Genomic DNA, 25,947 nt, shown 5'->3' with positions numbered 1-25,947 from the left:
CGAACGCCGCCTACACTCGTCTTCCGAAAGTGCAGGCGGCAGAAATTGCAGCGCTTACCTGGCGGCGCCCCGAGCATCCTCTGGAAAGTCCAGCTATGATGCCCTCGGCCCTGATCGATGTGCAGAGCAAAGGCTCATTCAGCGTGAGTAGCTCCGTCGCCTGCATCATGGGCCTGACCGTTCGTGGCAACACCCAAGCCTTGGCTATTACAACCTGGCTACACCTGCCTCAACGAGGTAGCGCAGCAAAATTCATGCGGCTAATCATTTTGCCCACCATCCCCTTCTAGACGGTGCCTGCAGTCGGCACCGCATATGAGAGATGTATGTACGCACCTATCCAAACTCGTTGCTTCAAAGCCTATGACATCCGCGGCCAAGTGCCGACCGACCTCAACGACGACATCGCCTACCGCATTGGCCGCGCCCTGGTGGCCCAACTGGGCGGACGCAGTTACGTGGTCGGTCGTGACATGCGCCTTGAAAGCCCGGGCCTGTCCCGTGCCTTGATGCAGGGCCTGACCGAAGGCGGTGCCGATGTGATCGACATCGGCCTGTGCGGCACCGAGGAAGTTTACTTCGCCACCAGCCATTACAAGGCAGATGGTGGCATCATGGTCACCGCCAGCCACAACCCAAAGGGTTACAACGGCATGAAGCTGGTGCGTGAGCAGTCGCGCCCGATCAGCGGTGACACGGGCCTGAACGATATCCGCCAGCGCGTCGAAGCAGGCGAGCTGGGCACTCAAGCGGCCACGCCGGGTAACGTGCGCGAAGCGTTCGACAAGTCCGCCTACATTGAGCACCTGCTGACCTACATCGACCTGGGCGCACTCAAGCCCCTGAAAGTCCTGGCCGACCCTGGTAATGGCGCGGTTGGCCCGGTACTGGAACTGCTCAAGGCTCGCCTGCCACTGGATATCACCATCATCAACGGCGAGCCAGATGGCAACTTCCCCAACGGCATCCCCAACCCGCTGCTGCCAGAAAACCGTGATCTTACCCGCCAAGCAGTGCTGGAAACCGGCGCGGACATGGGTATCGCCTTCGACGGCGACTTTGACCGCTGCTTCTTCTTCGACAATCAGGGGCGCTTCATCGAAGGCTACTACGTGGTCGGCCTGCTGGCCGAAATGCTTCTGGCCAAGCACCCGGGCAGCAAGATCATCCATGACCCACGCCTGACCTGGAACACCATCGAGCAAGTCAGTGCCGCCGGCGGCAAGGCCATTCAGAGCAAGACCGGCCACGCCTTCATCAAAGAGCGCATGCGCGCCGAAGACGCTGTGTACGGCGGTGAAATGAGCGCCCACCACTACTTCCGCGACTTCGCCTACTGCGACAGCGGCAACATCCCGTGGCTGCTGGTCGCCGCGCTGATGAGCCACACCGGCAAGAGCCTGGCACAACTGGTAGACGAGCGTATTGCAGCGTTCCCATGCAGTGGCGAGATCAACTACGAAGTGGCCGATGTGAAGGGCACCATCGAGAAGATTCTGGCGTTCTACTTGCCACACAACCCCAGCGTGGACCGCACCGATGGGATCAGCGTCGAGTTCGCAGACTGGCGCTTCAGTCTGCGTGGTTCCAATACCGAACCCTTGCTGCGCCTGAACGTCGAGAGCCGGGGCGATGAAGCGCTGGTGGCCCAGCGCGTCGCCGAAATCGCGCGCCTGATCCGGGAATAATCCGGGCGAGGGAATTGCTGGTGCATCTGGGCGTGCGCGAGCACGTGCCATACACAACTCGGCATTCTGGGGGCTGCCTCGCAGCCCCTTGTCTTGCTCCCTCCCCATCCCCAACGGTCTAACCACTGCATTAGGGGCAGACCGTCTAGTCAGCGGCTGACCATCACGTACCTGCTTTTTTTTACACAATGTGAACCCGTTCACCTACACAATTACCACTCCAACGTAAGCTCCAAAGCACCCCAACTGTGAAAACCTTTGGACCTACCACTTCTCAAAATGGAATCATTGTGCCATCATCCAATCAGCTGCCTTTCGTCTCGATTATGGCTAATGGATTGGAACTTTCGAGCACATTTGCGGCACCTCGCTTGACGCTTATACCCTTGGACGCTTACCCTTCTGCCCCTTAGAACAGGGAAGTTTCCGGAATAACCATCTGAAATCGCCTCAGGGCGAGCCTTTCCTGAAGATGAATTTCGGCGTGCTTAGGCGCGCTGCATTGCTTTGCGGTCGCCATCTTGAAAGCTCGTTCGTCTCTACAGATACAGAAATCGGTCATCTTCGCTTTGGTCCTGCGCGAAGCGCGTGCACGTGTTGGCGACACCCGCCTGGGTGCCTTGTGGATGCTGCTGGAGCCGCTGGTTCACCTACTCCTTTTCTCGCTGCTGTTTGCAATGCTGCGTGGTCGCACAGTATCCGGCGTTGAATACCCGGTGTTCATCCTCGTCGGCATGGCGCCCTTCCTGCTCTACCGCAATACCGCGCTGCGCCTGATGGACAGCCTTCGCGAAAACCGCTCACTGTTCGGTTACAAACAGATCAAACCACTGGACACCTACATTGCCCGCGTCATTGTAGAAACCTGCATTGCGGTTACGGTGTACGCCATTCTGGTGTTCGGCTTTGCCTGGGCAGGCTTCGACATGTCGATCCACAGCCCACTGCAATGGGTCGCCACTCTGTCGCTGGGCCTGCTGTTCGCCTTTGGTCTGGGCATGATGCTGGCCTTGGTCACTCACGCCCTTCCCAGCGTCAAGATCGTCATCCGCATGGCCTTCTTCCCCCTGTACTTTATCTCTGGGGTGCTGATTCCCGCATCCTACTTGCCTCAGGCCATGATGCCGGTGCTGCTGCTCAACCCGTTCTTGCACATCCTCGAACTGATTCGCGCCGAAGTACTGCCGCATTACACCCCGGTCGATGGCGTCTCCGAGACTTATGTAATCAGCTTCACCCTGGTATTGCTGTTCCTATCTCTGGGTGCCTACCGCGCCCGCAGGATGCACCTGATTTCCACCAAGAACGGTTAAGTACAGGCCAAACGTGTTCGAACTCAGAAACGTAACCAAGTCGTACCTCACGCCCAATGGTCGGCGGTATGTCTTCCGCAACCTGTCGCTTGCCATCCCGCCGGGCAAGAACATTGGGCTTATCGGTCGCAACGGCGCTGGCAAATCCACGCTTATGCGCCTGCTTGGCGGTGCTGACGTGCCCGACTCTGGCACCATCATTACCGACCGCAGCATTTCCTGGCCGGTTGGTTTGACGGGGGGCTTCCAGGGCAGCATGACAGGGCGCGACAACATAAAGTTCGTCTGCCGCGTTTATGGTGCAACTGGCGACGCCATGCGCGAAAAGATTCGCTACGTCCAGGAATTTGCCGAAATCGGCGACTGGATCGACGAGCCAATCAAGACCTACTCCTCCGGCATGCGTTCACGCGTGGCTTTCGGACTAAGCATGGCATTCGACTTCGATTACTACCTGATCGACGAAGTGATGTCGGTTGGCGACGCGCAATTCAAGCGCAAGTGCAACGAGGTTTTCCAGGAAAAACTGCAGAAGTCCAACGTCGTGCTAGTGACCCATACCATGTCCGAAGTCGAAAAACTCTGCGACGTGGTCCTGCTGGTGCGCAATGGCGAAATCCAGGTGTACGACGACGTGTCCGAAGGCATCAAGGCCTACAGCAGCTAAATAAACCCCATTCCCAATTTTAAGCAGCACCGTTCGACTTCAAGGATGCATCCAATTATGAGCAGTACGGGTAAAAAGAAGGGCTGGCGCCTGGCGATCGCCATGGTGGTTTTGCCAATGATCCTGGCAGGGGTTTACTACAGCCTATTTGCCGCTGACCGCTTTGTCAGCTCCGCCCAGGTGGTGGTACGCCAGGATGGCAACAATCAAGGTGCGCAGATGCCAGGCCTTGCTACCTTGCTGACAGGCACCAACCCGGCCTCGCGGGAAGAGACTCTTTACCTGCGCGAATACATCACGTCGATGGACATGATGCTGCTGCTCGAAGACAAAGTGCACTGGATCGAGCAATTCGCAGCCCAGCGCAGCGACGTATTCTTCTGGCTGGACAAGGACGCAGCGCGCGAAGACCTGCTGAAGTACTACCAGCGCATGGTTTCGGCCCACTACGACGAAACCACCGGCCTGCTGCGTGTTGAGGTTCAGGCATTCACCCCTGAACTGTCCGAGAAAATGCTGCGTATCATCCTTCAGGCCAGCGAACACTTCGTCAACGAAGTCAGCCACAACATTGCCCGTGAGCAGATGAAGTTTGCCCAAGGCGAACTGGAAACCGCGCGGGTCAACTACGCCAAGCGCAAGACCCAGTTGCTGGACTTCCAAAATGTAAACAAGGTGCTGGACGGCGGTAACTCCGCACAAAGCCGCGCCACCATCATTGCCGACCTGGAAGGCCAGTACACCAAGGAACAGGCCGTTCTGACCGAGATGTCGTTCAAGCTGCGCGCTGACGCGCCGCAAGTCCGCCAGCAGAAGCAGAAGGTTGAAGCCATTGTCCGTCAGTTGGCCAAAGAGAAGCGCTTGCTGGTTTCGTCCCCACAAGGCTCGCAGCTCAACGTGGTTGCCTCGCGCTTCCAGCAACTGACCCTGGACGCCGGCATCGCCGAGGAAACCTACAAGACCGCTGTTGCCGCGCTCGATAATGCCCGCGTAGAAGCAAGCAAGAAAATCCGCACCCTGGTAACCGTAGTCAGCCCTAACACCCCCCAGCTCGCGCTCTACCCAGAGCGCTGGTACAACCTGGCAACCATTTTGCTTGGCCTATTGATGCTGTATGGCATCACGCGCTTCATTCTGGCTTCGATCGAGGATCATCGTGATTAAATCCCTGGCTGTCTCCAAGACATTCAACTTGAAACTGGCTGCTTTGGCGCTGGCGACCTTGGGCCTGGCGGGTTGTGGCGGCACCATGTCTGGTGCAGGGCCATACAAGGGCACGATTGAGAATAAAAACGAGGCGTACAACCTCGTGGACATCAACGCCAGCACCATCGGCCCATACCTGGCAGGCGCCCCACGCGCCTCGCTGGCTACAGTCACCAAGCCACAACCACCTGAAGTACGCTTGGCCGCAGGTGACACCCTGAATGTGCTGATTGCCGATACCGCTCCGGCAGAGTCCGCCCTGTTTGCCCCTTTGGCAACTGGCGGCACTCAGCTGAAGTCGCGTATTGACGCTCAAGGCATGCTGTCGCTCCCTTATGTGGGCCGTCAGTTTGTGGCCGGCATGACCCTCAATGAGGTCGAGTCCATGATTCGCCGACAGCTGAAGGGCATTACCACTGACGTGCAAACCCACGTTGAGTTGGTCGGTGACCTGTCGGGCTCGGTACTGGTTGCCGGTGCCGTCAAGACACCTGGGCGCTTCAGCACCCTACAAGGCCCACTCACTCTGCTCGATGCGGTGAACCAAGCAGGCGGCCCTGTACTGGAGCCACACCTGGTCAACGTGACTGTACGTACCGGCACCCAGATTCAACAGTTCAACTATGAAGACGTTTTATCGGGCAACAACATGGTGCTACGCCCGAACTCGGAAGTGGTGCTTGATCGTGCACGTCAGCGTTTTGTAGCGATGGGTGCCGTGGCAGAGCCAGGCCTGAAAGACCTTCCGAGCCAGAACACCAGCTTGTTGGATGCGCTGGGCAGCGTAGGCGGCTTACGTGAAGCGAATGCCAATCCGGAAGGTGTTTTCGTGTTCCGGATGGCAAACGACCCCAAGTCGAAGCCAACTGTACTTCGACTGAACATGCGCGATCCTGCAGCTGTGTTTTATGCGCGGCAGATTGCTGTGAAACCGGACGACACTATCTACGTAACAAACGCAGCTGTATACGAATGGCAGAAGGTGATTTCGCCTATCGTTCAGACCATGCTATTGGGACGTGCGACCGGCGCTTACAAATAAATTTCAATTTGATCAGGCATAGGGAAATCACATGATCCCCGTCGTACTCTCCGGTGGCTCCGGCTCTCGCCTTTGGCCACTCTCGCGTGCCATGCACCCGAAACAGTTCCTCTCCATTGGCGGTGAATTTTCGCTGTTCCAGTCGACGCTGAAGCGCTTGGCTGAGATTCAGGGCGAAGCCCTGACTCCAATCGTTGTGAGCAACGAAGACCACCGCTTCCTGGTCGCAGAACAATGCAGGGCCTTGGGCGTTTCGCCAAGCGCCATCCTGCTCGAGCCTTGCGGCAGGAATACCGCGCCCGCCATTGCGGCCGCAGTACTTCAGTCACTCAGCGATGGTAAGGATGAACTACTTCTGGTTCTGCCAGCTGATCACGCCATCGAAGATATCGAAGCCCTGCAACGCGCATTCGAGACAGGCGCCGTTGCCGCACGAGATGGAAACATCGTGACCTTCGGCATCGTCCCCAACAAAGCCGAAACTGGCTATGGGTACATCCGCGTAGCAGAAAAAGGCCAAGCGGTACAACCGGTAGAAGCGTTCGTTGAAAAGCCTGATCTTGCCAAGGCCCAAGAATATCTGGAAGACGGCCGTTACTATTGGAACAGCGGTATGTTCCTGTTCAAGGCCTCGGTAATGCTTGAGCAACTGCGCTCACATGCACCACAAGTGGTGCAGACCGTTGAAGATGCACTGGCAGCTGCGAAAACCGACCTCGACTTCACTCGCCTGGATGCCGCAGCATTCAGCGCTGCTGAAAATATCTCCATTGACTACGCCGTCATGGAGCGCTCGGACAAGGTTGCAGTAGTTCCGCTGAATGCGGGCTGGAACGACGTCGGTTCTTGGTCCGCCGTTTGGGAAATTACCGAAAAGGACGCCCAAGGCAACGCAACTCAAGGCGATGTAATCCTTGAAGCAACCAGCAATGCGTATGTTCATGCGGAGCATCGCATGGTCTCGGTATTGGGCCTTGATGATGTTGTCGTAGTCGAAACTGCTGACGCTGTAATGGTTGCCTCGAAAGACAAAGCCCAAGACGTCAAGTTACTGGTAGATCGTATCAAGCAAGCCAAGCGCACCGAAGCCACAAGCCATCGAAAAGTCTACCGCCCTTGGGGGGCCTACGACTCTATCGACAATGGCCCGCGCTATCAGGTCAAGCGTATCACTGTAGCTCCTGGACAGAAGCTATCGGTACAGATGCACCACCACCGTGCCGAGCACTGGATCGTGGTCACCGGCACAGCAAAAGTGACCATTGCCGAGAAAGAAATCCTGCTGACTGAAAACCAGTCCACCTACATTCCGATTGGTGTTGTGCACGCACTTGAAAATCCAGGAAAAATCCCCCTGGAGATGATCGAGGTTCAATCTGGCACTTATCTCGGCGAAGACGACATTGTTCGCTTTGAAGATCGATACGGCCGCGCACCCCAACAAAAATCTGATGCAAAAGTACTGAACAATGAACCAGCAATCCACTGAAATGGATCAGAAAAAACACATTCTCATCCTTACGCCAGAAATCCCTTACCCGGTTTTCAAGGGCAATCAGAGCCGCATTGACCAGACCATCAAGGTACTTCTCGCGGAGGGCCATGATGTTTCTCTTGCTGTCCTGAACTTTAACCAAGAAGCCAGAACATCGGCACACGTTCAGCAAGAGCTAAAAGCGCACTACCCGAACATTCGGGAGGTGGAGGTTCGTCGTCACCCACGCTTCAACAAAGAAACAAAACCAAGCCTGCTTCAGAAGCTGGCGAAGCTTTCGGATAAGAACCAGGTGTCCAACATTGACGCCTGCCCGGAAGCCTATAAAAAGCTTGTCCACCAGATGGTCGCTCAATTGCGCCCAACTCACGTCCTAGTGAACTATGTAAAGCTTGATCGCGCCATTCCAAAGTCTTACAAGGGTGTGCGAATTGTCGATACACACGACATTCAAACAAGCATTATTTCGGCCGCAATCAAGGCTGGCACCTACAAGAAAAAAGTCGATCTGGTCAGCTTTGAACAAGACGAATTCCAACTGCTCTCGTCCTATGATTTTATCGTTTCGATTAATCCAAACGAAACTCGGGAAATCCAGAAACGGCTGCCTAACCAAAAGATTCTGACTCTCCCTGCCTTTAACGACTTCCAGACAGAACACGTTACCGGCAAAGAAATTTACGACATCCTGTTCGTCGGTTCAGCATCCCCCTTCAACTCGGAAGGTATCAAGCACTTCATTCGGCATTCCTTCCCTGCCGTTCGCAAGGCTTTCCCGAAGGTTAAACTTGCCATCGCAGGGGAGGTCAGCAACATCGCGTCCGTGAAAGCCCTGAAAAACGACAACATCGTTTATCTTGGCCGCGTAGACGACCTCACCAAAACCTACGCTCAATCCAAGATCGTAGTGTCTCCGATCATGAGCGGCGCGGGGATGAAGGTTAAAAACATTGAGGCGTTCTCGCACGGCATGCCAATTGTAGCCACTGCCTTCTCAATGGACGGTATCGAAGGCAAAGATGGCATCAACTGCTTCATCAAAGATGATAATGCTGAATTCGCCAAAGCTGTCATTGACCTGCTTAAAGATGCTGAACTGCGCAAGAAAATTTCGCACAATGCTTACATGCTGGCCAGAACCTACTATAGTCGCACCACTGCTGCACGTAGCTATAACGCCATCATCAATAATGATTTCACGTATCGCCCTGAGATTATTGCGACAAGCACCGCGAAGCACATTGCTGCTGCCGTTGGGGCCAACACCAAGCGCACCAAAGCACTGATCTATAGTTCTGACGCAGACTACCTTATCGGCTATAAGCTGTCGCTTGCTGAAAGCTTCAAAAAACTGGGTATCTACTCCGAGTTTGTCACCATGGATGCAGCTCGCTGCAACCGCTTCCTTTCCGAAGGCTATTTGGCGCACCCTACCCGGCCAGACCTGGAAAAGAAGAAACGGGAAGACATCAAGGCGGAACTACGCAAGCAATTTGAAAAAAGCGACCGCATTGAAATCACTCTTAAAGGCGTGAACATAAGCGACGAAATCACTACCTACCGAGATATGTTCCCTGAGCATTTCGAAGGCAAGAAGGTAGTGGATGTCATTGCGCACGCCATGTTAATCCTCGATTCGATTCTTCGCCGAATCTCCAAAACCGCACCTGACTTCTTGGTTGGCTGGAATGGCAACGGTCCGCACTTCATCTTCCTGATGAAAGTTGCCGCCAAAATTGCCAGCGTGCCAGTCTTCCACGTCGAGCGCGGCCTGTTGCCGGATACTCTGGTCTTCGACCCTCAGGGTGTAAACTTCAAGAGCTATATCGCTGGTAGTTACCTCCCCCTCATTACTGAAGAGGAGCGAAAAGTCGCTCGCGCATATATCAAAGATTTTTCCACTCAAGGAAAGACCATTGTCGGAAAAAATCTTGATCGCGATCTGACTAGCGAAGAGGTAAATCGCAAGATCGGTCTACCGGCGAGAGCCAAGTTCATCTTCTTCCCAATGCAAATTGAGGGTGACTCCAACATCATCATCAACTCGCCTATTTACAAAAAAATGGCCGATGTTATCGAGGATGTGAAGGAAGTCGCTAATCGCACCGGTTTGAAGGTAGTATGCAGGCCGCACCCTGAGTACTCCCTGACGCCCGAGGAACTCAAAGCACTGCACCCTGGTGTAATCTTTGACAACTCCCTGCACCTTCACACGATGCTCAAGCATGCAGTCGCTAACGTGGTGATCAACTCCACAGTTGGTCTTGAATCGATTCTGCTTGGCAAGCCTACGATCGCACTCGGACACAGTGTTTATTCTGGCAAGGGCATTACTCTTGATGCATTCCACCGGGATCACATTGAGACAGCGATTAGGAAGGTATTAAGCGCTGAATTCGACAATGCAGGTGCCGCGCTACGTACAGAAGCCCTCGTTCACCAGCTGTTCAGTAACAGCCTGATTCGACTTAACGATTCTGATTCGAACAAGGAAATGCTCGCTAACACTCTGCTGAAAAATGGCGTCGTTGTGAACAGCTCCCTACCTGAGCCTAAGCCACCTCAGCTGGCCGCACGCTACATGCAGCAACATAAGTCGTTCACCCAAGCCATTAAAGGTGCGAAGAAGATTGTTATCTGCAACACCTTAGACCCAGAGGCTCGACTCTGGCTCAACGGCAATACTCGCCCAGTGTTCACAAACGAGCTAATTCAAAGTCACTTTGCGAGGTCTACTAAAGCTGAGTTACTGATCACAAGCGCCAACGACCAGGTCGCGCTCGCTAGTGGCACTATAAAGATTGTGATCACACCCTCCAAGACGGCCAAAAAGCCAAAAACTCTTGGACCAAATGAGTACTATGTAGACGAATACTTCTACCCAGTAGCATAAAAAAAGGGGCTGCATTTGCAGCCCCCTTTTTTATTTAACTCAAGAGCGAGGGAACTTTGAATGTATCCCTACCATCAACTCTCGATGCGAAAACACCATATCTACCATTTTCAAGAAACCATTAATACCCTGATAGTAGTACTTATGCTCTACATCATGAGAATTCCCAAAAATCAATCCTACGCCAGGAGTGCGCGCACAGAGCTTGAAGAGGGCATCTCTATTAACAAGATCCATAGGATGCTGACCAAATGCAGCACCGATCACAGACGACCTAGAGCGAAATGATAGCTCATCAATATTATACTTTTGCTCTATTTGATCAATAACTTCCCGCAACTTAGGCCAAGCTGTTTCATAGGTAGCATCAAGATTGACCTGAGGATTATTCACCACTGCGTTTGCATCAAAAAAAAGCGCCAGGTCAATAGCAGCGAATCCCGCCATCGACGCGCCACAGAACACAACGTTTTCTGGTTTATAATCCTTCACGATCTCAGAGACAACACTTCTGATGTGCAACCCACGATCACTACGCAAATAGTAAGTATTATCCGGATCAACCAAGCAGAGTACGTCTCCAGGGTAATCTTTGTAATAACTTTTGACACCGGCGTAAACCCCTTTGTTCATCAAGGTTGCCAAGCCCACCAAAAGCTTATTCTTACCCCTTCCACGATCTATATAAACGACTTCCTCACCTTGAATCACCCTAGTATGTTCCGCTACAACTTTTTTATACTCTAGATCAATTTCCAGCTCTGTCGACACACTCAGCCCCCAGCAATACAATCTTTTTTCAACGTCGACGACCACGCCAGCCTTGCGACGCCACACCCACCAAGTATTTTACAATCGACAAGCAGCTCAATAGCGAAATCGAATCGTAATCGGCCATCACAAATACACCAAAATTAACAAAAAATCAACAAAAACCTCCTGATAATGCTGATTTCGAATACACGTCGATATAGACTCATTGAGAAAAAAATACTAAAGTAGCACTTGAAGTATTCAACGCATAATGGACTGATATCTTGAAACTGACCCCTTCTATCGAGTGCTCTAACTCCTCCCCGTTCGTGCTCTTCGGCGGCATCAACGTCTTGGAATCCGAAGACCTTGCGCTGACAGCATGCGCAGAATATGTCCGCGTGACAGAAAAACTGGGCATCCCCTACGTTTTCAAAGCCAGCTTCGACAAAGCCAACCGGTCGTCCATCCACTCGTACCGCGGCCCCGGAATGGAAGAAGGTCTGCGTATTTTCGAGAAGGTAAAAGCTGAGTTTGGCGTGCCAATCATCACTGACGTCCACGAGATTTATCAGGCTGCACCTGTCGCCGAAGTTGTAGACGTGCTGCAACTGCCAGCTTTCCTAGCACGGCAGACGGACTTGGTCGTAGCTCTTGCCAAAACTGGCAAACCGGTCAATATCAAAAAGCCACAATTTCTCAGCCCCTCACAGATGCAGAATATTGTTCACAAGTTTAAAGAAGCTGGAAATGACCAGCTGATCTTGTGTGATCGTGGATCTTGCATGGGTTACGATAACTTGGTTGTGGACATGCTGGGCTTCGGCGTTATGAAACGCACTTGCGATGACCTGCCTATCATTTTCGACGTCACTCACGCATTGCAAAACCGCGACCCATCTGGCGCAGCATCTGGCGGGCGCCGCGACCAAGTTGTAGACCTTGCACGTGCCGGTATGGGTGTTGGCCTGGCAGGTCTGTTCCTTGAAGCGCATCCGAACCCTGATAAAGCTAAGTGCGACGGCCCAAGCGCTCTACCGCTGGATAAACTAGAGCCATTCCTCGCTCAGATCAAAGCGCTTGACGATCTGGTTAAGTCCTTCGCACCGCTGACCATTTCGTAAATTTGGCTTAACGTAACAAGGACTGTGACATGGCAAGTTGTGAACAACGGGTCGCTATTGTTATACCGGCCCGCTACGGTTCAACCCGCCTGCCAGGCAAGCCATTGGCCGATATAGCCGGCAAATCAATGGTACAGCATGTTTATGAGCGCGCGCAGCAAGTATCAAATGTTCAGGTAGTGGTTGTTGCTACCGACGATGAACGAGTGGCTGTTGCAGTACATGCATTCGGAGGCAAATGCGTGATGACCTCTCCTGATCACCCATCAGGAACAGATCGACTGGCCGAAGTTATGAGCCACGTCTCTGCAGATATTTACATCAATCTGCAAGGTGATGAACCTCTCGTACGACCAACGGACATCGAAGCATTGGTCGCGGGCATGCTTGCGGACAAAGATGTTAACGTTGGCACTCTGTGTCACCCAATTGATACAGATGAAGCCAACAACCCGAATACTGTAAAAGTAGTGCTCGCTTCAAATGGAAATGCGCTCTACTTTAGCCGCTCACCGATACCCTATCCTCGCGATGGGGAGCATGCGAGTTATTTAAAACATGTGGGCGTATATGCTTATCGCAGAGAGGTTTTGGCTGAGTACGCAGATTTGCACCAACCCATGATGGAGCAAGCTGAAAAGTTGGAGCAATTGCGATTACTTGCAGCCGGGTACTGTATTCGCGCCTATAAAGTAGAAGCTACAGGCCCTGGCGTTGATACACCCGAATGCTTAGAGCGAGTTCGCGCAATTATGACAGGGCGCCCGCCCGCAGCAAAGCCTTCACTTGCTGACATTAGGCTAGTAATCACAGACGTAGATGGCGTCCTTACTGATGGCGGAATTTATTATGACGCCACCGGCGAGTGCCTAAAACGCTTCCATGTCAGAGACGGCATGGGAATGCGCTTGCTAGAAGAAAACGGTGTTAGGGTCGCCGTGCTATCAGGTCGCGACTCAGCAACTTTGCGCAAACGTGTTAGCGACCTAGGAATCACGCTTTGCCAGTTCGGTGTAAAAGACAAGATGGCCGCATGCGAACAACTGATGTCTGAAGCTGGCGTTACAGCAAAGCAAACTGCCTGCATTGGCGACGATTGCATTGACCTACCAGCCTTTGCTGCTTGCGGAATGTCCTTCGCTGTGGCGGATGCACCAAGCTATGTCCGAGCTGCGGCCACACAAACACTTGATGCATTTGGTGGTAATGGCGCATTCAGGGAGGTTGCCGACGCAATTCTGTTCGCGCAGAATAAAGAAGCAGTACTAGGCACGGCCACTGGATACTCGACAATAATGGCAAAAATGGCACAGTAATAATTAAGCGGCAAGCTCGAAGAAGCTTGCCGCTTAATACATATAATATCAAACTCAACGCCCCAAAAACAAAGCCCGCCACCCCCGAACCTTAACCATTAGCACCTCATAAAAGACAAGCTAATCAATTGCAACTTTCATACCGATTCCCTTCCACCACATTACCCTCAGCTGGCACTCCAGTTAGTCGTGTCGTCATATTTTTCGACTGTACGACCCAATATTTGCCTTGCACATCTGATTTATTATTTCTAACCATATTAAAATTTCCATCAACCCTAACACCCTCCCCACCACCACAAAACTTATTATTCTCTACAGTATTGTGATCCGCATAATCTCGATAAAATTTACCTCTTCCATCCAGTGACGCGTCACCACAGTCTCTATGTGACAGGTCCCTTCCTTGACGCGAGGCGATCCAGACACCCACGCTTTCCCCAACAAACTTGTTATTTCTGATTACATTTTCATTGCTTGACTGCCAGCGCAAAACCGCCATGCCTTTACTAAAATTCTCCCCGCAGTTTTTGTAAAGAAAGATACCTCCGGCAGAATTATCAATAAAGCTATTCCCTTCAATCAGATTTTTTGCGGAAGAATCAACTGCCACACCCTCCCTCTGACCCGATTTTGGGCCATCCATATCACCGTTATTTTTAATGATATTATTTATTAGCTTATTCTCCCGAGAACTTTGCTCCAAGTACACACCAACTCCTCGAGATCCTTCTACTACCGACTCACGCAACGTGACATTCGAAACATAGCTATATAGATAAACCCCAACCCCCCCACTATTTTCAACATGCAAGTGAGAGAGAGCCACACCACTTGGACTAATATTATAATTATGATCACGACTACCTGAGCGCTTAAAATCCGGAACACCAGAGCGAACAGCAACACCATTATTTGCGAAATTTTTTACATTACAATTTGATACCGATACATTTCTCAACTGCCGCCCCTGGCTAGAAATTGAAACTCCGTCTTTCAACTTACCCATTCCATCTAGAGTTGCGCCATCACAATCAAGCTTTGTATTTGAGGTGGAAATATTAACCGTTTGATTATAAGTGCACTTCCTATCCAATTTAACATCCCCATTAATATCCCCCCCGCCAGGCAATTCGCACACAGAGTTGACTTCGCCTGCACTCGCCGCCTGCATACAACCAGCAAAACCACAGCACAACGCAAACCGAAACATAAAACGACCAGTATTTTCACCCTTCATCCACTCAGCCTCATAGCACAACTTAAAATTGACAAGTATAGCCTCAAAAACCAGCACTAACCCTCAAGCCGGCTGCGCATGTAATTTACAATCAATCAAACAACACCATAAAAATCATGCAAAAAAAAGCCGGCATGCTTCGCATGCCGGCTTTTCTGAATAGATGCACGAACCCTTAGTCAAAAATCTCCACAACACCCACAACAGCACCCTCGGCATCGGTCACAGCCAACGCTCTAATCTTGTTGTCCAGCATGTAAGCCTCAGCCTCTGAAAGCTGAGAATCCTCGCGGATAGTGTGTGGGCTGGCGGTCATGAACTGCTCAACCGAGGCTTGAATAACGCTCTCGTCTTCCAGCAGCGCCCGACGCAGGTCGCCGTCCGTAACGATACCGACCAGCTTGTCGTTATCCATCACCGCCGTCATGCCCAAGCGGCTACGAGTCATGACCAGCAGGCAATCATGGAAGCTGGTAGATGGGGCAACAACAGGCGCCGGCGAGTGCATGACGTCACAAACACGGGTCAGCAACTTACGACCCAAGCTGCCACCGGGGTGGTAGCGAGCGAAGTCCATTGGCTTGAACTGGATAGCCTCAATCAGCGCCACTGCCAATGCATCACCCATGGCCATAGTCGCCAGCGTCGAAGTGGTGGGAGCCAGATTGTTCGGGCAGACTTCACGCTCGACCGAAATGTCGAGCCAGATGTCTGCATGCTTGGCCAGCGTAGATTTGCCGTTCCCAGTCATGGCGATGATCTTGTTACCGAAAGACTTGAGGCTAGGAATCAGCTTGATCAACTCTTCGGTTTCGCCGCTGTAGCTGATCAGGATCAGCACATCGATTGGCTTGAGCATGCCCAGGTCGCCGTGGAAGGCTTCGGCCGGGTGCAGGAAAAAGCTGGGGGTGCCAGTGGATGCGAAGGTGGCGACCATCTTCTGGCCGATCAGGCCAGATTTACCCATGCCGCACACAACGGTACGCCCCTGGCAACCAAGGATGAGTTCAACGGCGCTCTGGAACTCGCCATCCAGGCGGTCGGCCAACTGAGTAACAGCTTGAGCTTGAGCGATAAGGGCTTCTTTGGCGATGCTGAGGTGATTCATTTTCGTCCCTGACGACAGCGAATGTATACGAAGGCGCGAATGTTAAAGTTTTTACAGCTGGAAGCATAGTGCGGAAGCCCCCGTCTCAGAGCAATCTGACTGGCGGCGACGCTAGCAGAACAGAGAACTAAGCGCCGACTTTGCGCCAATGATGGCATTGAGATATCAAATTTAATCTTTTTCTTCACACCCCAGCCTCTGCAGGCTTTTACACCCGGCAACCAGTTAACTAACTTCGTAGGAGGGCCTTATACGAGGTGCCTTGCACAAAGCCCGATGCCAGCGGCAACCCTCGAACCACAGGGCGTTCAGCCCTCTCTTCCCTTCCAAATCAATATCTTGTTGTAACTTTTCGTTGTACACAGGCCGCTCATACAGCAGCATACCCCCCTTTCTCAGCTTCAAATTGGACGTATGGCAGTGGCAACATGGATGTTATGAATCCCTCTACACGACGGCACGCAGCAGGCAAGACCCTCTACCGCTGGCACGCCGCCTCACTCGAGAGCCATCTCCAAGCCCTTGCCCCTCACTGGGGCCAGAAAACGCTGGAGATCACTACCGAAGTCCTAGGTGCAAATGCATCCTTCGTTAACTACGTGCGTCACCATCGGCTGAAGGATCCGTGCACCGGGCAACCCGTCGAAATAGTGGAAAAGTCCATCCGCAAAATTGCGTTTATCAGCAGCCAGGAGGCGCGCTTCCACCGCGCCGAAGGGATGTTGGCGGGAAGTACGCACTTTCACTACCCCGCCTGCATAGGCGTGATCGATACGCCTTGGGAAAGCTTGGTCTTTACCGAATTCGTGCGCGGCATGCCTCCACGTATGCATGCGATCGCCAAACAGTTGGCGCTTGGCATTGTCGAGCTTGAAAGCTTGAGCCACGACTACCTGGAGTCGCAACCACTCGCCAAAACGCCCTTGTATTGGAGCATGGACTTCTTCAGGCCTTGGTTCCTGCTGCGCCCACGCTTCAATTTTGCCCGCTGCCTTCCTGCGCTGGCGCAACTCGGTCTCGAAGACGAACGCTTTGCAGGGCTGGCTGAGCGTTTCAAGGCCTTTTTACCAGTGACTCGCGGCATGGCAGCCCAGGCCCGACGCAGCCCACGCTGCATCAGCCATATGGATTACCTGCGCAAAAACCTGTTCGTCGACAATGGCCAATTGCACCTGATCGACTGGAGCGAGGTAAAGGTTGGGCGCATAGGCTTTGACGGCGGTGCATACCTGGGCAGCCTGTTCCGGCGCAAGGACATGAAGGTATTCCTGGCAGCGCAGGCCGAGTTCATCGAGACGTATCGGGCAGCCCTGCCGGAGCGCTTCGATGTGGAACAGGCGCTAGGTAACTTGCGCTACGTGTTTCTCCTCACGGCTCTGTTCCACTGCTTGCGCCCAGAAACGGTCGCTGAGTACAAGGAGCGCGACCGGATGGGGTTGCTGCTGGAAAAATACACCTATTTGCTGGAGATGCTGGATCAGGAGTAGGTGAGCTTTTGTACCCATGGGAAAAAGCTTCGCGGGTAAACCCGCTCCTACAGGCGTGCGTACGTTCCCCAGCGGTGTGTGGTACGCAGCGTTTTCGGGGGAGTTTGTCGGGATCAGATATCATTCTGATGCCATAGGTCATCATCTGCACATATCGTCTAATTTCTTTTCGCGATTTTTGCCCAGCGGCGCGCCTACAAATGTGAATTTGTATTAAGATTCGCCATCCTTTGTTTCCACCGGACCCGCAGGGCTACAGGCCCATGCCGCCCCTTTGCTGAATGGATGCCGCTCCACGTATATGGACGACGCTTCGCCCCGCCCTCGCCTGCTGATCCTGTCTAAAGGAGCCCAGCGCATCAGTACGTTGCCTGCCTTGCTGCCCGAATTCGCGCTGCAAAGCGGTGCCGTGCGCGATGTCGAGCTCGCTGATTGGGTAATGGCCTGGGGCCGCAAGCCAAGCGCCATCAAGGCGATGGCCGAGGCGCACAAGGCTGGCAAGCCCGTTCTCACGCTGGAAGACGGCTTCATCCGTTCCGTGGGCCTGGGCGCCGACGAGCCGCCCCTGTCGCTGATCGTCGATGACGTGGGCGTGTACTACGACGCCTCCCAGCCGTCCCGCCTCGAACAGTTGATCGCCACACCGCTAGACGCCGAGCAAACCCAACGTGCCCTGGCGCTACGTGACCTGTGGCAGCAGCAACGGGTGTCGAAGTACAACGACGCACGCATCGAACTGCCAGCGTTGCCGGCCGACTGCGTGCTGGTGGCCGACCAGACCTGTGGCGATGCCTCGTTGCAAGGTGCAGGGGCCGGCGACTTCCGGGCCATGCTGGAGGCGGCATTGGCCCGCTACCCGCATAGCACCATCGTGCTCAAGGTGCACCCCGACGTGGTGGCCGGGCGCAAGGCCGGGCACTTCGACCTGGCAGCGCTGGCCAGCAACCCGCGGGTGCAGGTACTGGCCCACAATGTTCACCCGGCCGATTTGCTGCCACGCATGCGTGCAGTGTTCGTGATGACGTCGCAACTGGGCTTCGATGCCCTGCTTTGGAACGTCCCGGTGCACACCTGGGGCATGCCGTTCTATGCCGGCTGGGGGCTGACCGACGATCGCTTGCCGGCACCTTCGCGCCGCAAGCCTGTGCCGTTGGCGCAACTGATTCATGCCAGCCTGGTGGCCTACCCGCGCTATGTCTGCCCAGAACGTGGGCAGCCGTGTACGCCAGAGGTGCTGATCAACTGGCTGGGCCTGCAACGGCGGCACCGCAGCGTGTTGCCAGGCACCGTACAGATGCTGGGTTTCAGCCGCTGGAAAGAACCGCTGGCAAACCTGTTTTTCAATGGCGCGGCCATTCGCTTCGTCAAGCCCGAGCAACCGCTGGCGCAAGACTTGCCCGTGGTGTCTTGGGGTTGCAAGCACGACACCCACCTTAGCGCCCACCCCCTGCCCGTCAACCGAGTGGAAGACGGCTTCCTGCGCTCGGTCGGCCTGGGCGCCGGCAAGGCGCGACCGTTGTCGTGGGTGGTCGATGACCTGGGTATTTACTACGACGCCACCCGGCCTTCGCGCCTGGAGCGCATCCTGGCTGAAGAGCCGTTCGACCCGCAGTTGTTAGCCCGCGCGCATGCTTTGCGCCTGGCCATCTGCGCGGCGGGGCTGACCAAGTACAACTTGCCCGGCGCCAGCTGGCAGCGCCCCGCGCATGCGCAACGGGTGATCCTGGTGCCTGGCCAGGTGGAGGGCGATGCGTCCATCCGCTTTGGCGGCAACCGTATCCGCAGCAACCTGCAACTGCTGCGCGCCGTGCGTGAGCAAAACCCTGATGCATGGGTGTTGTACAAACCCCACCCAGAGGTACTGGCCGGCACGCGCGCCCGCGGTGACGACGAAGCGCAAACCGTGCACTGGTGCGATGAAGTGATCGGCGATACGCCACTGCAGCAATTGCTGGAAGTGGTCGATGAATTGCATGTACTGACCTCGCAGTCGGGCTTCGAGGCTCTGCTGCGCGGTGTGCCGGTGACGACCTACGGCCAGCCGTTCTACGCCGGCTGGGGGCTGACCCGCGACATGGACCTTCAAGCACCGGTGCAGGCACGGCGCAGCCGACAACTGACGCTGGACCAGCTGGTAGCGGGCACGCTGCTGCTCTACCCCACTTACGTAAGCCTGGTGACCAACCGCTTCACCACCGCCGAACGAACCTTATACGAACTTCAAAATTGGCACGCCTTACCGCAGCCTGGAGCTCCCTCCCGATGGCAGGACTTGAAACGACGCTTGAGCAGTTTGTTGGGCATGAAGCGCCCGACCAACTGAATGCAAGGGCGACGCGTGGTCCGCTGCTGCGTATCCCGTCACACAATTTTCTGCTGCTTCAGGGTGTCAGTTCGCCCTTCTTCAGTCGCCTTGCCAAGGGGCTGCGGGATATCGGCCAGCGGGTGCACAGTGTGCGCTTCAATGTCGGTGACGCCCTGTATGGCCCCAGCGGCGCGCAGCTGACCTGCCCGCACGCCCCGGAAGACATGCAGGCCTGGTATTCACAGGTGTTCCACAAACTGGGTATCACCGACCTGGTGCTATTCGGCGACTGTCGCCCGGTACACCGCCCGGCCGTGACCCTGGCGCGCTTGTCGGGTATCCGCGTGCACGTGTTCGAGGAAGGCTACTTTCGGCCGTATTGGGTGACGCTGGAACGCGACGGGGTCAACAACAACTCGCGTTTGCCACGTGACCCACAGTGGTACCGCGATGTGGGCAAGTACATTCCGCGCTACCAGAATGGCAACCCGTTCAAGCTGTCGTTCGCCGCACGTGCCACGCACGATGTGCTGTACCACGCCGGCGGCGCGCTGAACCGGCTGTGCTTCCCACGCTACCGCACCCATGCCCCGTTCAACGCAGCCGTGGAGTACGCCGGTTTCATTCGCCAGGGCATGCGCCTGCTGAGTGCCCGTGTGCATGACGACGCGCTGGTGGCCGAAGTGGCCCGCGAACGGCACCCCACGTTCCTGCTGCCCTTGCAACTGGACAGCGATTCGCAAATCCGCGACCACTCGCCGTTCCAGAACATGACCCAGGTGATCGAACATGTGATCGACTCGTTCTCGCTCAACGCGCCCTTCGATGCGCGCCTGCTGGTGAAAAACCACCCGTTGACACCTGGGCTGGTCAACTACCGCAAGGTGACCGAGCAATTGGCGCGTAAGTACGACGTGGCCGAGCGTGTCGACTTCATGGAAAGCGGGCACATGCCTACGCTGCTCTCGCACATCACCGGCATGATCACCGTCAACAGTACCGCGGGGGCTTCTGCATTGCTGCACCACCGCCCTACCTGCACGCTGGCCGAGCCGATCTACGCGATGCCGGGGCTAACCCACCAGGGCGGGCTGGATGATTTCTGGCAGCAGCCCGAAGCGCCCGACAACACGCTGTTTCAACGCTTCCGCAATACCGTCATCCACACCACCCAGGTCAACGGCGGCTTCTACACCGCCTGCGGCATGGACATGGCCGTGGCCAACTGCCTGGAAGTGCTGATGGCGAAAACCTCAAGAATCGAAAAATACCTATGAGTTCGCATGCCTCACCCCGCTGCATCCTCATCACCGGCGCCACAGGCGGTATCGGTGGCGCGTTGGCGCCTGCCTACGCCGCCCCGGGGGTGACGCTGATCCTGCAAGGCCGGCGCCAGGACCGCCTGGCCGAAATGGCCGAACAATGCCGCGCCCTGGGTGCCCAGGTGTTGCTGGAGGCCCTCGACGTGCGCGATCTGGACGCCCTGCGGGCCATGGTTCGCCGGATAAGCGAACAGCATCAGCCCGACCTGGTGCTGGTGGGTGCCGGGCTTAACACCGCCGTGGGCGCCAATGGCGAAGCGGAAGACTGGGACGACAGCCGCGCCCTGATGGAAGTGAACGTGATGGCCGCCCTGGCCACTGTCGAGGCTGCCCTGCCCGCCATGCGCAGCCGTGGCGACGGGCAGATCGCCCTGTTCAGCTCGCTGGCGGGCTGGCGTGGTTTGCCGGTCACACCGACCTACAGCGCCAGCAAGGCCGCCATCCGCGTATACGGCGAGGCCATCCGCGACTGGCTGGCGCCGGAAGGGGTGAAAGTGAATGTGATTGTGCCGGGGTATGTGGAGTCGAAGATGTGCTTCGAAATGCCCGGGCCTAAACCTTTTCTGTGGACCGCCGACAAAGCGGCCAGGCGTATCAAGCGCGGGCTGGCAGCGAACCAGGCGCGTATCAGCTTTCCGTTCCCGCTCAACCTGGGCACCTGGCTGCTGGGGCTTATCCCGCAGTGGCTTTCTTCGATGATCCTGCGTGGGTTGAAGTACAGTGATTGATGTTTCCATGTTGCCGGTCGCCTTGATCGGCCTGGGCTTGACCGTCGCGGTCGAGCGCCTGCTGGTTCCCCGCCCTGCCCTGCGTCGCCCGGCCGATTGCTGGCTGCTGCACGCGGGGCTGTGGTGTGTGGCCTTCGGGCTGTTGTATGCACTGACGGCGCGGCCGTTGTTCAGTGGCGTGAATGTGTTGCTGCTGTGGCTGCTGATCGTGCTGGTAAGCAACGCCAAGTATCACTCGCTGCGCGAGCCGTTTGTGTGTGCAGATTTCGAGTATTTCAGCGATGCAGTGAAGTTTCCGCGGTTGTACTTGCCGTTCTTTGGCTTTGGCAAGGCCGCGCTGCTGGCGGTGGGCTTTCTGGTTTACCTGTGGGCGGGGTTGAGCTTCGAGGTGCCGGGCACGCGGCTTGAGGCGTTGCTGCCACTGGCGCTGGGCCTGGGCTTGCTGCGCCTGGGGCATCGGCCTGTGCGGCCGAGCTTTGATGCCGAGCGGGATGTGCGCGGCTGGGGCCTGGCGGCCAGTTTGTGGCGGTACTTCTGGGCGGCGCGGGCGCCGGTGGATCGCGACGGGCTGGGCTCGCCGTTTGCGGGTGGGGCTGTGCCAGCCTCTTCTCAGCCGCCAGCGGCCCAGGCCGAGGCGCTGCCGGACTTGGTCTCGGTGCAGAGCGAGTCGTTCTTCGATGTGCGTGGGCTGTGGCCTGGCGTGCGCCCGCAAGTGCTCGACCAGTACGACCTGTTGGCCAGCCAGGCGCTGGCCCGGGGCAAGCTGCAGGTGGCGGCCTGGGGCGCCAATACGGTGCGTACCGAGTTCGCCTACCTTACCGGCATCCCCGCCGACCGGCTGGGCGTGCACCGCTTCAACCCGTACCGGGTGCTGGCCCGCCAAGGCCTGCCCAGTATCGCCTCCAGGCTCAAGGCGCAGGGGTACCGGACCATTTGCATCCACCCGTACGATGGTGGTTTCTATGGCCGCAACAAGGTGCTGCCGGCCTTGGGCTTTGATGAATTCATCGATGTGAAGGCGTTCAACGCTTCGCAAAAGGCCGGGCCGTTCATTGGTGATTGCGCCGTGGCAGACAAAATCCGCGCGCTGCTGCAGGCGCCAGGCCGCACCCAGCCGCTGTTCATCCATGCGGTCACCATGGAAAACCATGGCCCGTTGCACCTGGAAAGCGTAGCCGCGCACGAGCTGCCCGCCTGGTTCGACCGCCCGCTGCAACCGGGCATGGAAGACCTGGCGCCCTACCTGCGGCACATCGGCAATGCCGACCGCATGCTGGGCATGCTGCGCGAAACCTTGCTGGCCCAGCCGAACGAGGCGCTGCTGTGCTTCTTTGGCGACCATGTGCCGATTTTGCCCGAGGTGTACCAGGCTGTCGGTGCGCCCGCGGGGGATACCGACTACCTGGTGTGGTCCAACCGCCGCCAGCCTGGCTGCCGGGCCAGGCCAATGCCGGTGCAGCAGCTTTCCAGCACATTGCTGGCCCATGCCTTGGCGCCGGCACCCCGCCAGGACACGCCTATGGCCAGTGCCGGGGTAGCCTGACAACGTGGTGCGTATCGTTTTGGGATCGGACCTGTCGCCGGAGCGTGCCGCAGACCCTGCCTTGGCCCGTTTGCTGACCGAGGGGCGGGGGTCGCTGGCGTTTCTGATTGGCAATACGGCCTGCCGCTATCGCCTGCTGGGGGCGGCTATCCACTGGGACCGTGTGCTGCTGGCCTTCGATGGCGAGCAGGCACTGGGCTTTGCCGCGCTCAAGCATGGCCGGCGCGGGCCGTTTGCCTTGCACTGGCGGCCGTTCGTGCGTGAGTTCGGCGTGTTGAGTGGCTGGGTGCGGTTTATCGGGTTCTGCCTGAGCGAGCTGCGCGAATGGCGCTACCCGTTCTTGCTGTACGGGCTGCGGGTCAGCAAGGCCGCACGCCAGCAAGGCGTGGGCTCGGCGCTGGTGCAGGCGTGCTGCGCGCACGCCGCCGGCCAGGGCTTTACCCAGGTCGAGCTGGAGGTGCCGCTGAGCAATCATCGGGCGCAGCACCTGTACCTGCATAATGGCTTTGCCCTGCGCCGCAAGCGCTGGGTGCCGTTCCCGCCGGTGCGCAACATGTGGCGGGCTGTGTAATGCACAACACACCGCCCTTTGTACCCCACCCGCCCGAAGGTTACGTACCGCCCGATGCCCTGGTAGACGGCAGCGGCTGGATCGGCATCATGTCGCAATGGGTGGCCTGGAAGGTGCTGCACCTGCCGCAGTTCCTCGGCCCGGAAGGCCCGCCCTTCTGGCTGTGGCGCCGCGGCCGCAAGGCGCCCAAAGGGCTCAAGGCCATTGCCGGTATCGGCTACAAGCAGTCCTCGGCCCATGCCCGGGTGCTGTGCCAGCGCTGGGGGCTGCCCTACATTGCGCTGGAAGACGGCTTTTTGCGCTCTTCTTCGCTTGGCATCGAGGGCGATACGCCGATGTCCATGGTGGTCGACCCGGTGGGCATCCACTATCTGGCAGACCGCCCGTCGCTGCTGGAAAACATCCTGCAGCAGCCCGAGGCGCTCAGCGCATACGAACTCGATTGCGCCCGCGAACTGATTGCCTTGATGCGCAGCAGCGGCATCGGCAAGTACAACAACGCCCAGGACCTGCCCGACGACGACCCGCTAGGCCGTGAACGACCGCTGGTGCTGGTGGTGGACCAGACTGCCGGGGATTATTCGATCCCGGGTGGCGGGCTATGCGAAGCCGACTACGTGCGAATGCTGGATGAGGCCCTGGCAGAAAACCCGGATGCCGACGTGCGCGTGCGCATTCACCCGGACTGCCTGGGCGGGCAAAAGCCCAGTTGCCTGCTGGATGCCGCGCGGGCCCGTGGGGTCACGCTGGAGGCGCGGCCGGTAGCCTGGGCGTCACTGGCCCGGCGTGCACGGCGCGTGTACGTGGGCACCAGCCAGGCCGGGCTGGAGGCGTTGATCCAGGGCGTGCCGGTGACCTGTTTCGGGCTGCCGTTCTATGCAGGCTGGGGGCTGACCGATGACCGCATGGCCATTGCTCGCCGGCAGGCCCGGCCAGACCTTGTGCAACTGGTGGCGGCGGCCTATGTGCGCTACTGCCGTTATGTCGACCCATTGAGCGGCCAACTGACCGATGCCTTGACCGTTGCCCGCCAGCTGGCCAACAAGAAAGCCCGCGATGCTGCGTTTGCCGGCCCCACCACGGTACTGGGCGTGAAGCGGCACAAGCAGCACAACATCCGGCGGTTTTTCGCAAGCCGTTGGGGGCAGTTGCGTTTCAGCGTGGACAGCCCGCAACTGATAAGCCAGGTAGCGGCCGAACAGGGCCGGCTGCTGGTGTGGGCTGCGCGCGAGCCGGCCGGCCTGGCCGAACGTGCGCGCCAGGCGGGGGTGCCACTGTGGCGGGTCGAGGATGGTTTCTTGCGCTCCACGGGGTTGGGGGCAACCAACAGCCCGGCGCTGTCACTGGTGCTGGACCGGGGTGGCATTCATTACGATGCGCAGTCTGCCAGCGACCTGGAGCAGCTGTTGCAGCAGGGCGAATTTGACGCCCCATGCCTGGCAGAAGCGGCGCGCTTGCGGGCGCAGATCGTTGCCAGCGGCACCAGCAAGTTCAACCTGCGCAGCAAGGTGCGCCCGGCCCTGCTGGCGCAGCCGGGGCAGCTGCGGGTACTGGTGGTGGGCCAGGTCGAGGATGATGCCTCGGCGCTGTGCAGCGGTGGCGGTGCCGGGTGCAACCTGCGGCTGCTGCAACAGGTGCGCGCGCGGTTGCCGGATGCCTGGATTCTGTACAAGCCGCACCCCGACGTGGAAGCCGGCAAGCGCCGCGGGCACATTGCCCCGGCACAGCTGATGGGGCTGGCCGATCAGGTCCTGGCGGGTGTGGACATCGCCAGCCTGTATGGCCAGGTCGATGCACTGCATACGCTCAGTTCCACCGCCGGTTTCGAAGCCTTGCTGCGCGGGCTGCCGGTGGTCACCTATGGCACGCCGTTCTATGCCGGCTGGGGCCTGACCGAGGACCATCAGCCCTTGCCGCGCCGCACCCGGCGTTTAACCCTGGACCAGTTGGTAGCCGGCGCCTTGTTGCGCTATGCGCGCTATGCCGACGTCCAGCAAGACCTGCCCTGCGATGCCTGGCACGCCCTCGCCTGCCTCAACGCGCCACACCCGGCGCGGGTGGCCTATCGGCGAGTGGCGCCGTTGCTCAACTATACCCGGACCATGCTCGGCTGTGGCCGGCCATTGGCCCCATCAAAGGACTAGAT

At 57.0% G+C, this 25,947-nt stretch carries 19 protein-coding genes; 16 read left to right on the top strand and 3 right to left on the bottom strand.

The features are described 5' to 3' along the window. Positions 1-326 precede the first annotated feature (326 nt). From J3A98_RS04230 to J3A98_RS04200, 7 genes are all read left to right on the top strand, one after another. Positions 327-1,688 (top strand): phosphomannomutase, encoded by a 1,362-nt coding sequence (locus J3A98_RS04230; RefSeq protein WP_209964259.1) that lies wholly within the window; start codon positions 327-329, stop codon positions 1,686-1,688. A gap of 521 nt (positions 1,689-2,209) precedes the next feature. Continuing rightward, complete coding sequence (locus J3A98_RS04225; protein ID WP_209964256.1) at positions 2,210-3,001, top strand: ABC transporter permease; 792 nt, start codon at positions 2,210-2,212, stop codon at positions 2,999-3,001. A gap of 13 nt (positions 3,002-3,014) precedes the next feature. Then, positions 3,015-3,668, top strand: a complete 654-nt coding sequence (locus J3A98_RS04220) for an ABC transporter ATP-binding protein (protein ID WP_209964252.1) — start codon at positions 3,015-3,017, stop codon at positions 3,666-3,668. Positions 3,669-3,725: 57 nt separating this feature from the next. After that, a complete protein-coding gene (locus J3A98_RS04215) occupies positions 3,726-4,832 on the top strand; it encodes an ABC transporter permease (protein ID WP_209964250.1) in 1,107 nt (368 codons plus the stop codon). Beyond that, entirely contained in the window at positions 4,825-5,916 is a 1,092-nt protein-coding gene (locus tag J3A98_RS04210; protein WP_209964247.1) for a polysaccharide biosynthesis/export family protein, read from the top strand. Before J3A98_RS04215 ends, J3A98_RS04210 begins: the two co-directional genes overlap by 8 nt. Positions 5,917-5,947: 31 nt before the next feature. Beyond that, positions 5,948-7,405, top strand: coding sequence for a mannose-1-phosphate guanylyltransferase/mannose-6-phosphate isomerase (locus tag J3A98_RS04205; protein WP_209964244.1), 1,458 nt, complete (start codon positions 5,948-5,950; stop codon positions 7,403-7,405). Then, positions 7,386-10,304, top strand: coding sequence for a glycosyltransferase (locus J3A98_RS04200; RefSeq protein WP_209964241.1), 2,919 nt, complete (start codon positions 7,386-7,388; stop codon positions 10,302-10,304). Before J3A98_RS04205 ends, J3A98_RS04200 begins: the two co-directional genes overlap by 20 nt. 39 nt (positions 10,305-10,343) lie before the next feature. Here the strand turns inward: J3A98_RS04200 and J3A98_RS26795 are convergent, their stop codons facing one another. After that, a complete protein-coding gene (locus J3A98_RS26795; protein ID WP_209964239.1) occupies positions 10,344-11,075 on the bottom strand; it encodes a YqiA/YcfP family alpha/beta fold hydrolase in 732 nt (243 codons plus the stop codon). Positions 11,076-11,338: 263 nt separating this feature from the next. On the opposite strand from J3A98_RS26795, the gene kdsA reads away from it, so the two are divergent. Continuing rightward, entirely contained in the window at positions 11,339-12,181 is an 843-nt protein-coding gene (kdsA, locus tag J3A98_RS04190) for a 3-deoxy-8-phosphooctulonate synthase (RefSeq protein WP_209969732.1), read from the top strand. A 29-nt stretch (positions 12,182-12,210) separates the two neighbouring features. Next, positions 12,211-13,497 carry a 3-deoxy-manno-octulosonate cytidylyltransferase gene (gene kdsB, locus J3A98_RS04185; RefSeq protein WP_209964234.1) on the top strand — a complete coding sequence of 429 codons (1,287 nt, stop codon included), beginning with the start codon at positions 12,211-12,213 and terminating at the stop codon, positions 13,495-13,497. A gap of 124 nt (positions 13,498-13,621) precedes the next feature. On the opposite strand, the gene J3A98_RS04180 is transcribed toward kdsB, so the two are convergent. Then, the gene (locus tag J3A98_RS04180) at positions 13,622-14,737 is read right to left on the bottom strand and encodes a right-handed parallel beta-helix repeat-containing protein (protein ID WP_209964231.1); all 1,116 of its coding nucleotides are present in this window, start codon (positions 14,735-14,737) and stop codon (positions 13,622-13,624) included. 175 nt (positions 14,738-14,912) lie between these two features. Beyond that, on the bottom strand, positions 14,913-15,845 hold the full coding sequence (locus J3A98_RS04175) for a KpsF/GutQ family sugar-phosphate isomerase (protein ID WP_209964226.1): 933 nt from the start codon (positions 15,843-15,845) through the stop codon (positions 14,913-14,915). 257 nt (positions 15,846-16,102) lie between these two features. Here J3A98_RS04175 and J3A98_RS04170 point away from each other — a divergent pair, with 257 nt between their 5' ends. From J3A98_RS04170 to J3A98_RS04140, 7 genes are all read left to right on the top strand, one after another. Continuing rightward, a complete protein-coding gene (locus J3A98_RS04170; protein ID WP_348635613.1) occupies positions 16,103-17,332 on the top strand; it encodes a phosphotransferase in 1,230 nt (409 codons plus the stop codon). Between the two features lie 301 nt (positions 17,333-17,633). After that, entirely contained in the window at positions 17,634-19,655 is a 2,022-nt protein-coding gene (locus J3A98_RS04165) for a capsular polysaccharide biosynthesis protein (protein WP_209964223.1), read from the top strand. Further along, positions 19,595-20,914 carry a capsular biosynthesis protein gene (locus tag J3A98_RS04160; RefSeq protein ID WP_209964220.1) on the top strand — a complete coding sequence of 440 codons (1,320 nt, stop codon included), beginning with the start codon at positions 19,595-19,597 and terminating at the stop codon, positions 20,912-20,914. The genes J3A98_RS04165 and J3A98_RS04160 overlap by 61 nt, the downstream gene beginning before the upstream one ends. Then, positions 20,911-21,687 carry an SDR family NAD(P)-dependent oxidoreductase gene (locus J3A98_RS04155; RefSeq protein ID WP_209964217.1) on the top strand — a complete coding sequence of 259 codons (777 nt, stop codon included), beginning with the start codon at positions 20,911-20,913 and terminating at the stop codon, positions 21,685-21,687. The genes J3A98_RS04160 and J3A98_RS04155 overlap by 4 nt, the downstream gene beginning before the upstream one ends. Before the next feature lie 7 nt (positions 21,688-21,694). Further along, positions 21,695-23,230 carry an LTA synthase family protein gene (locus J3A98_RS04150; RefSeq protein ID WP_209964214.1) on the top strand — a complete coding sequence of 512 codons (1,536 nt, stop codon included), beginning with the start codon at positions 21,695-21,697 and terminating at the stop codon, positions 23,228-23,230. A 4-nt stretch (positions 23,231-23,234) separates the two neighbouring features. Beyond that, positions 23,235-23,801 carry a GNAT family N-acetyltransferase gene (locus J3A98_RS04145; protein WP_121162019.1) on the top strand — a complete coding sequence of 189 codons (567 nt, stop codon included), beginning with the start codon at positions 23,235-23,237 and terminating at the stop codon, positions 23,799-23,801. After that, the gene (locus J3A98_RS04140; RefSeq protein ID WP_209964211.1) at positions 23,801-25,945 is read left to right on the top strand and encodes a capsular polysaccharide biosynthesis protein; all 2,145 of its coding nucleotides are present in this window, start codon (positions 23,801-23,803) and stop codon (positions 25,943-25,945) included. The genes J3A98_RS04145 and J3A98_RS04140 overlap by 1 nt, the downstream gene beginning before the upstream one ends. Positions 25,946-25,947: the final 2 nt, after the last annotated feature.

The organism is Pseudomonas sp. BP6, assembly GCF_017875935.1.
Lineage (GTDB): Bacteria > Pseudomonadota > Gammaproteobacteria > Pseudomonadales > Pseudomonadaceae > Aquipseudomonas > Aquipseudomonas putida_Y.
Note: the sequence above shows the minus strand (reverse complement) of the source record. Positions and strands in the feature narration are given on the sequence as shown.

Coding starts and splice junctions, on each gene's coding strand:
- J3A98_RS04230 (WP_209964259.1), top strand. CDS start 327: ATGTACGCACCTATCCAAACTCGTTGCTTCAAAGCCTATGACATCCGC.
- J3A98_RS04215 (WP_209964250.1), top strand. CDS start 3,726: ATGAGCAGTACGGGTAAAAAGAAGGGCTGGCGCCTGGCGATCGCCATG.
- J3A98_RS04205 (WP_209964244.1), top strand. CDS start 5,948: ATGATCCCCGTCGTACTCTCCGGTGGCTCCGGCTCTCGCCTTTGGCCA.
- J3A98_RS04200 (WP_209964241.1), top strand. CDS start 7,386: ATGAACCAGCAATCCACTGAAATGGATCAGAAAAAACACATTCTCATC.
- kdsB (WP_209964234.1), top strand. CDS start 12,211: ATGGCAAGTTGTGAACAACGGGTCGCTATTGTTATACCGGCCCGCTAC.
- J3A98_RS04180 (WP_209964231.1), bottom strand. CDS start 14,737: ATGAAGGGTGAAAATACTGGTCGTTTTATGTTTCGGTTTGCGTTGTGC.
- J3A98_RS04175 (WP_209964226.1), bottom strand. CDS start 15,845: ATGAATCACCTCAGCATCGCCAAAGAAGCCCTTATCGCTCAAGCTCAA.
- J3A98_RS04165 (WP_209964223.1), top strand. CDS start 17,634: ATGGACGACGCTTCGCCCCGCCCTCGCCTGCTGATCCTGTCTAAAGGA.
- J3A98_RS04160 (WP_209964220.1), top strand. CDS start 19,595: ATGGCAGGACTTGAAACGACGCTTGAGCAGTTTGTTGGGCATGAAGCG.
- J3A98_RS04155 (WP_209964217.1), top strand. CDS start 20,911: ATGAGTTCGCATGCCTCACCCCGCTGCATCCTCATCACCGGCGCCACA.
- J3A98_RS04150 (WP_209964214.1), top strand. CDS start 21,695: ATGTTGCCGGTCGCCTTGATCGGCCTGGGCTTGACCGTCGCGGTCGAG.
- J3A98_RS04140 (WP_209964211.1), top strand. CDS start 23,801: ATGCACAACACACCGCCCTTTGTACCCCACCCGCCCGAAGGTTACGTA.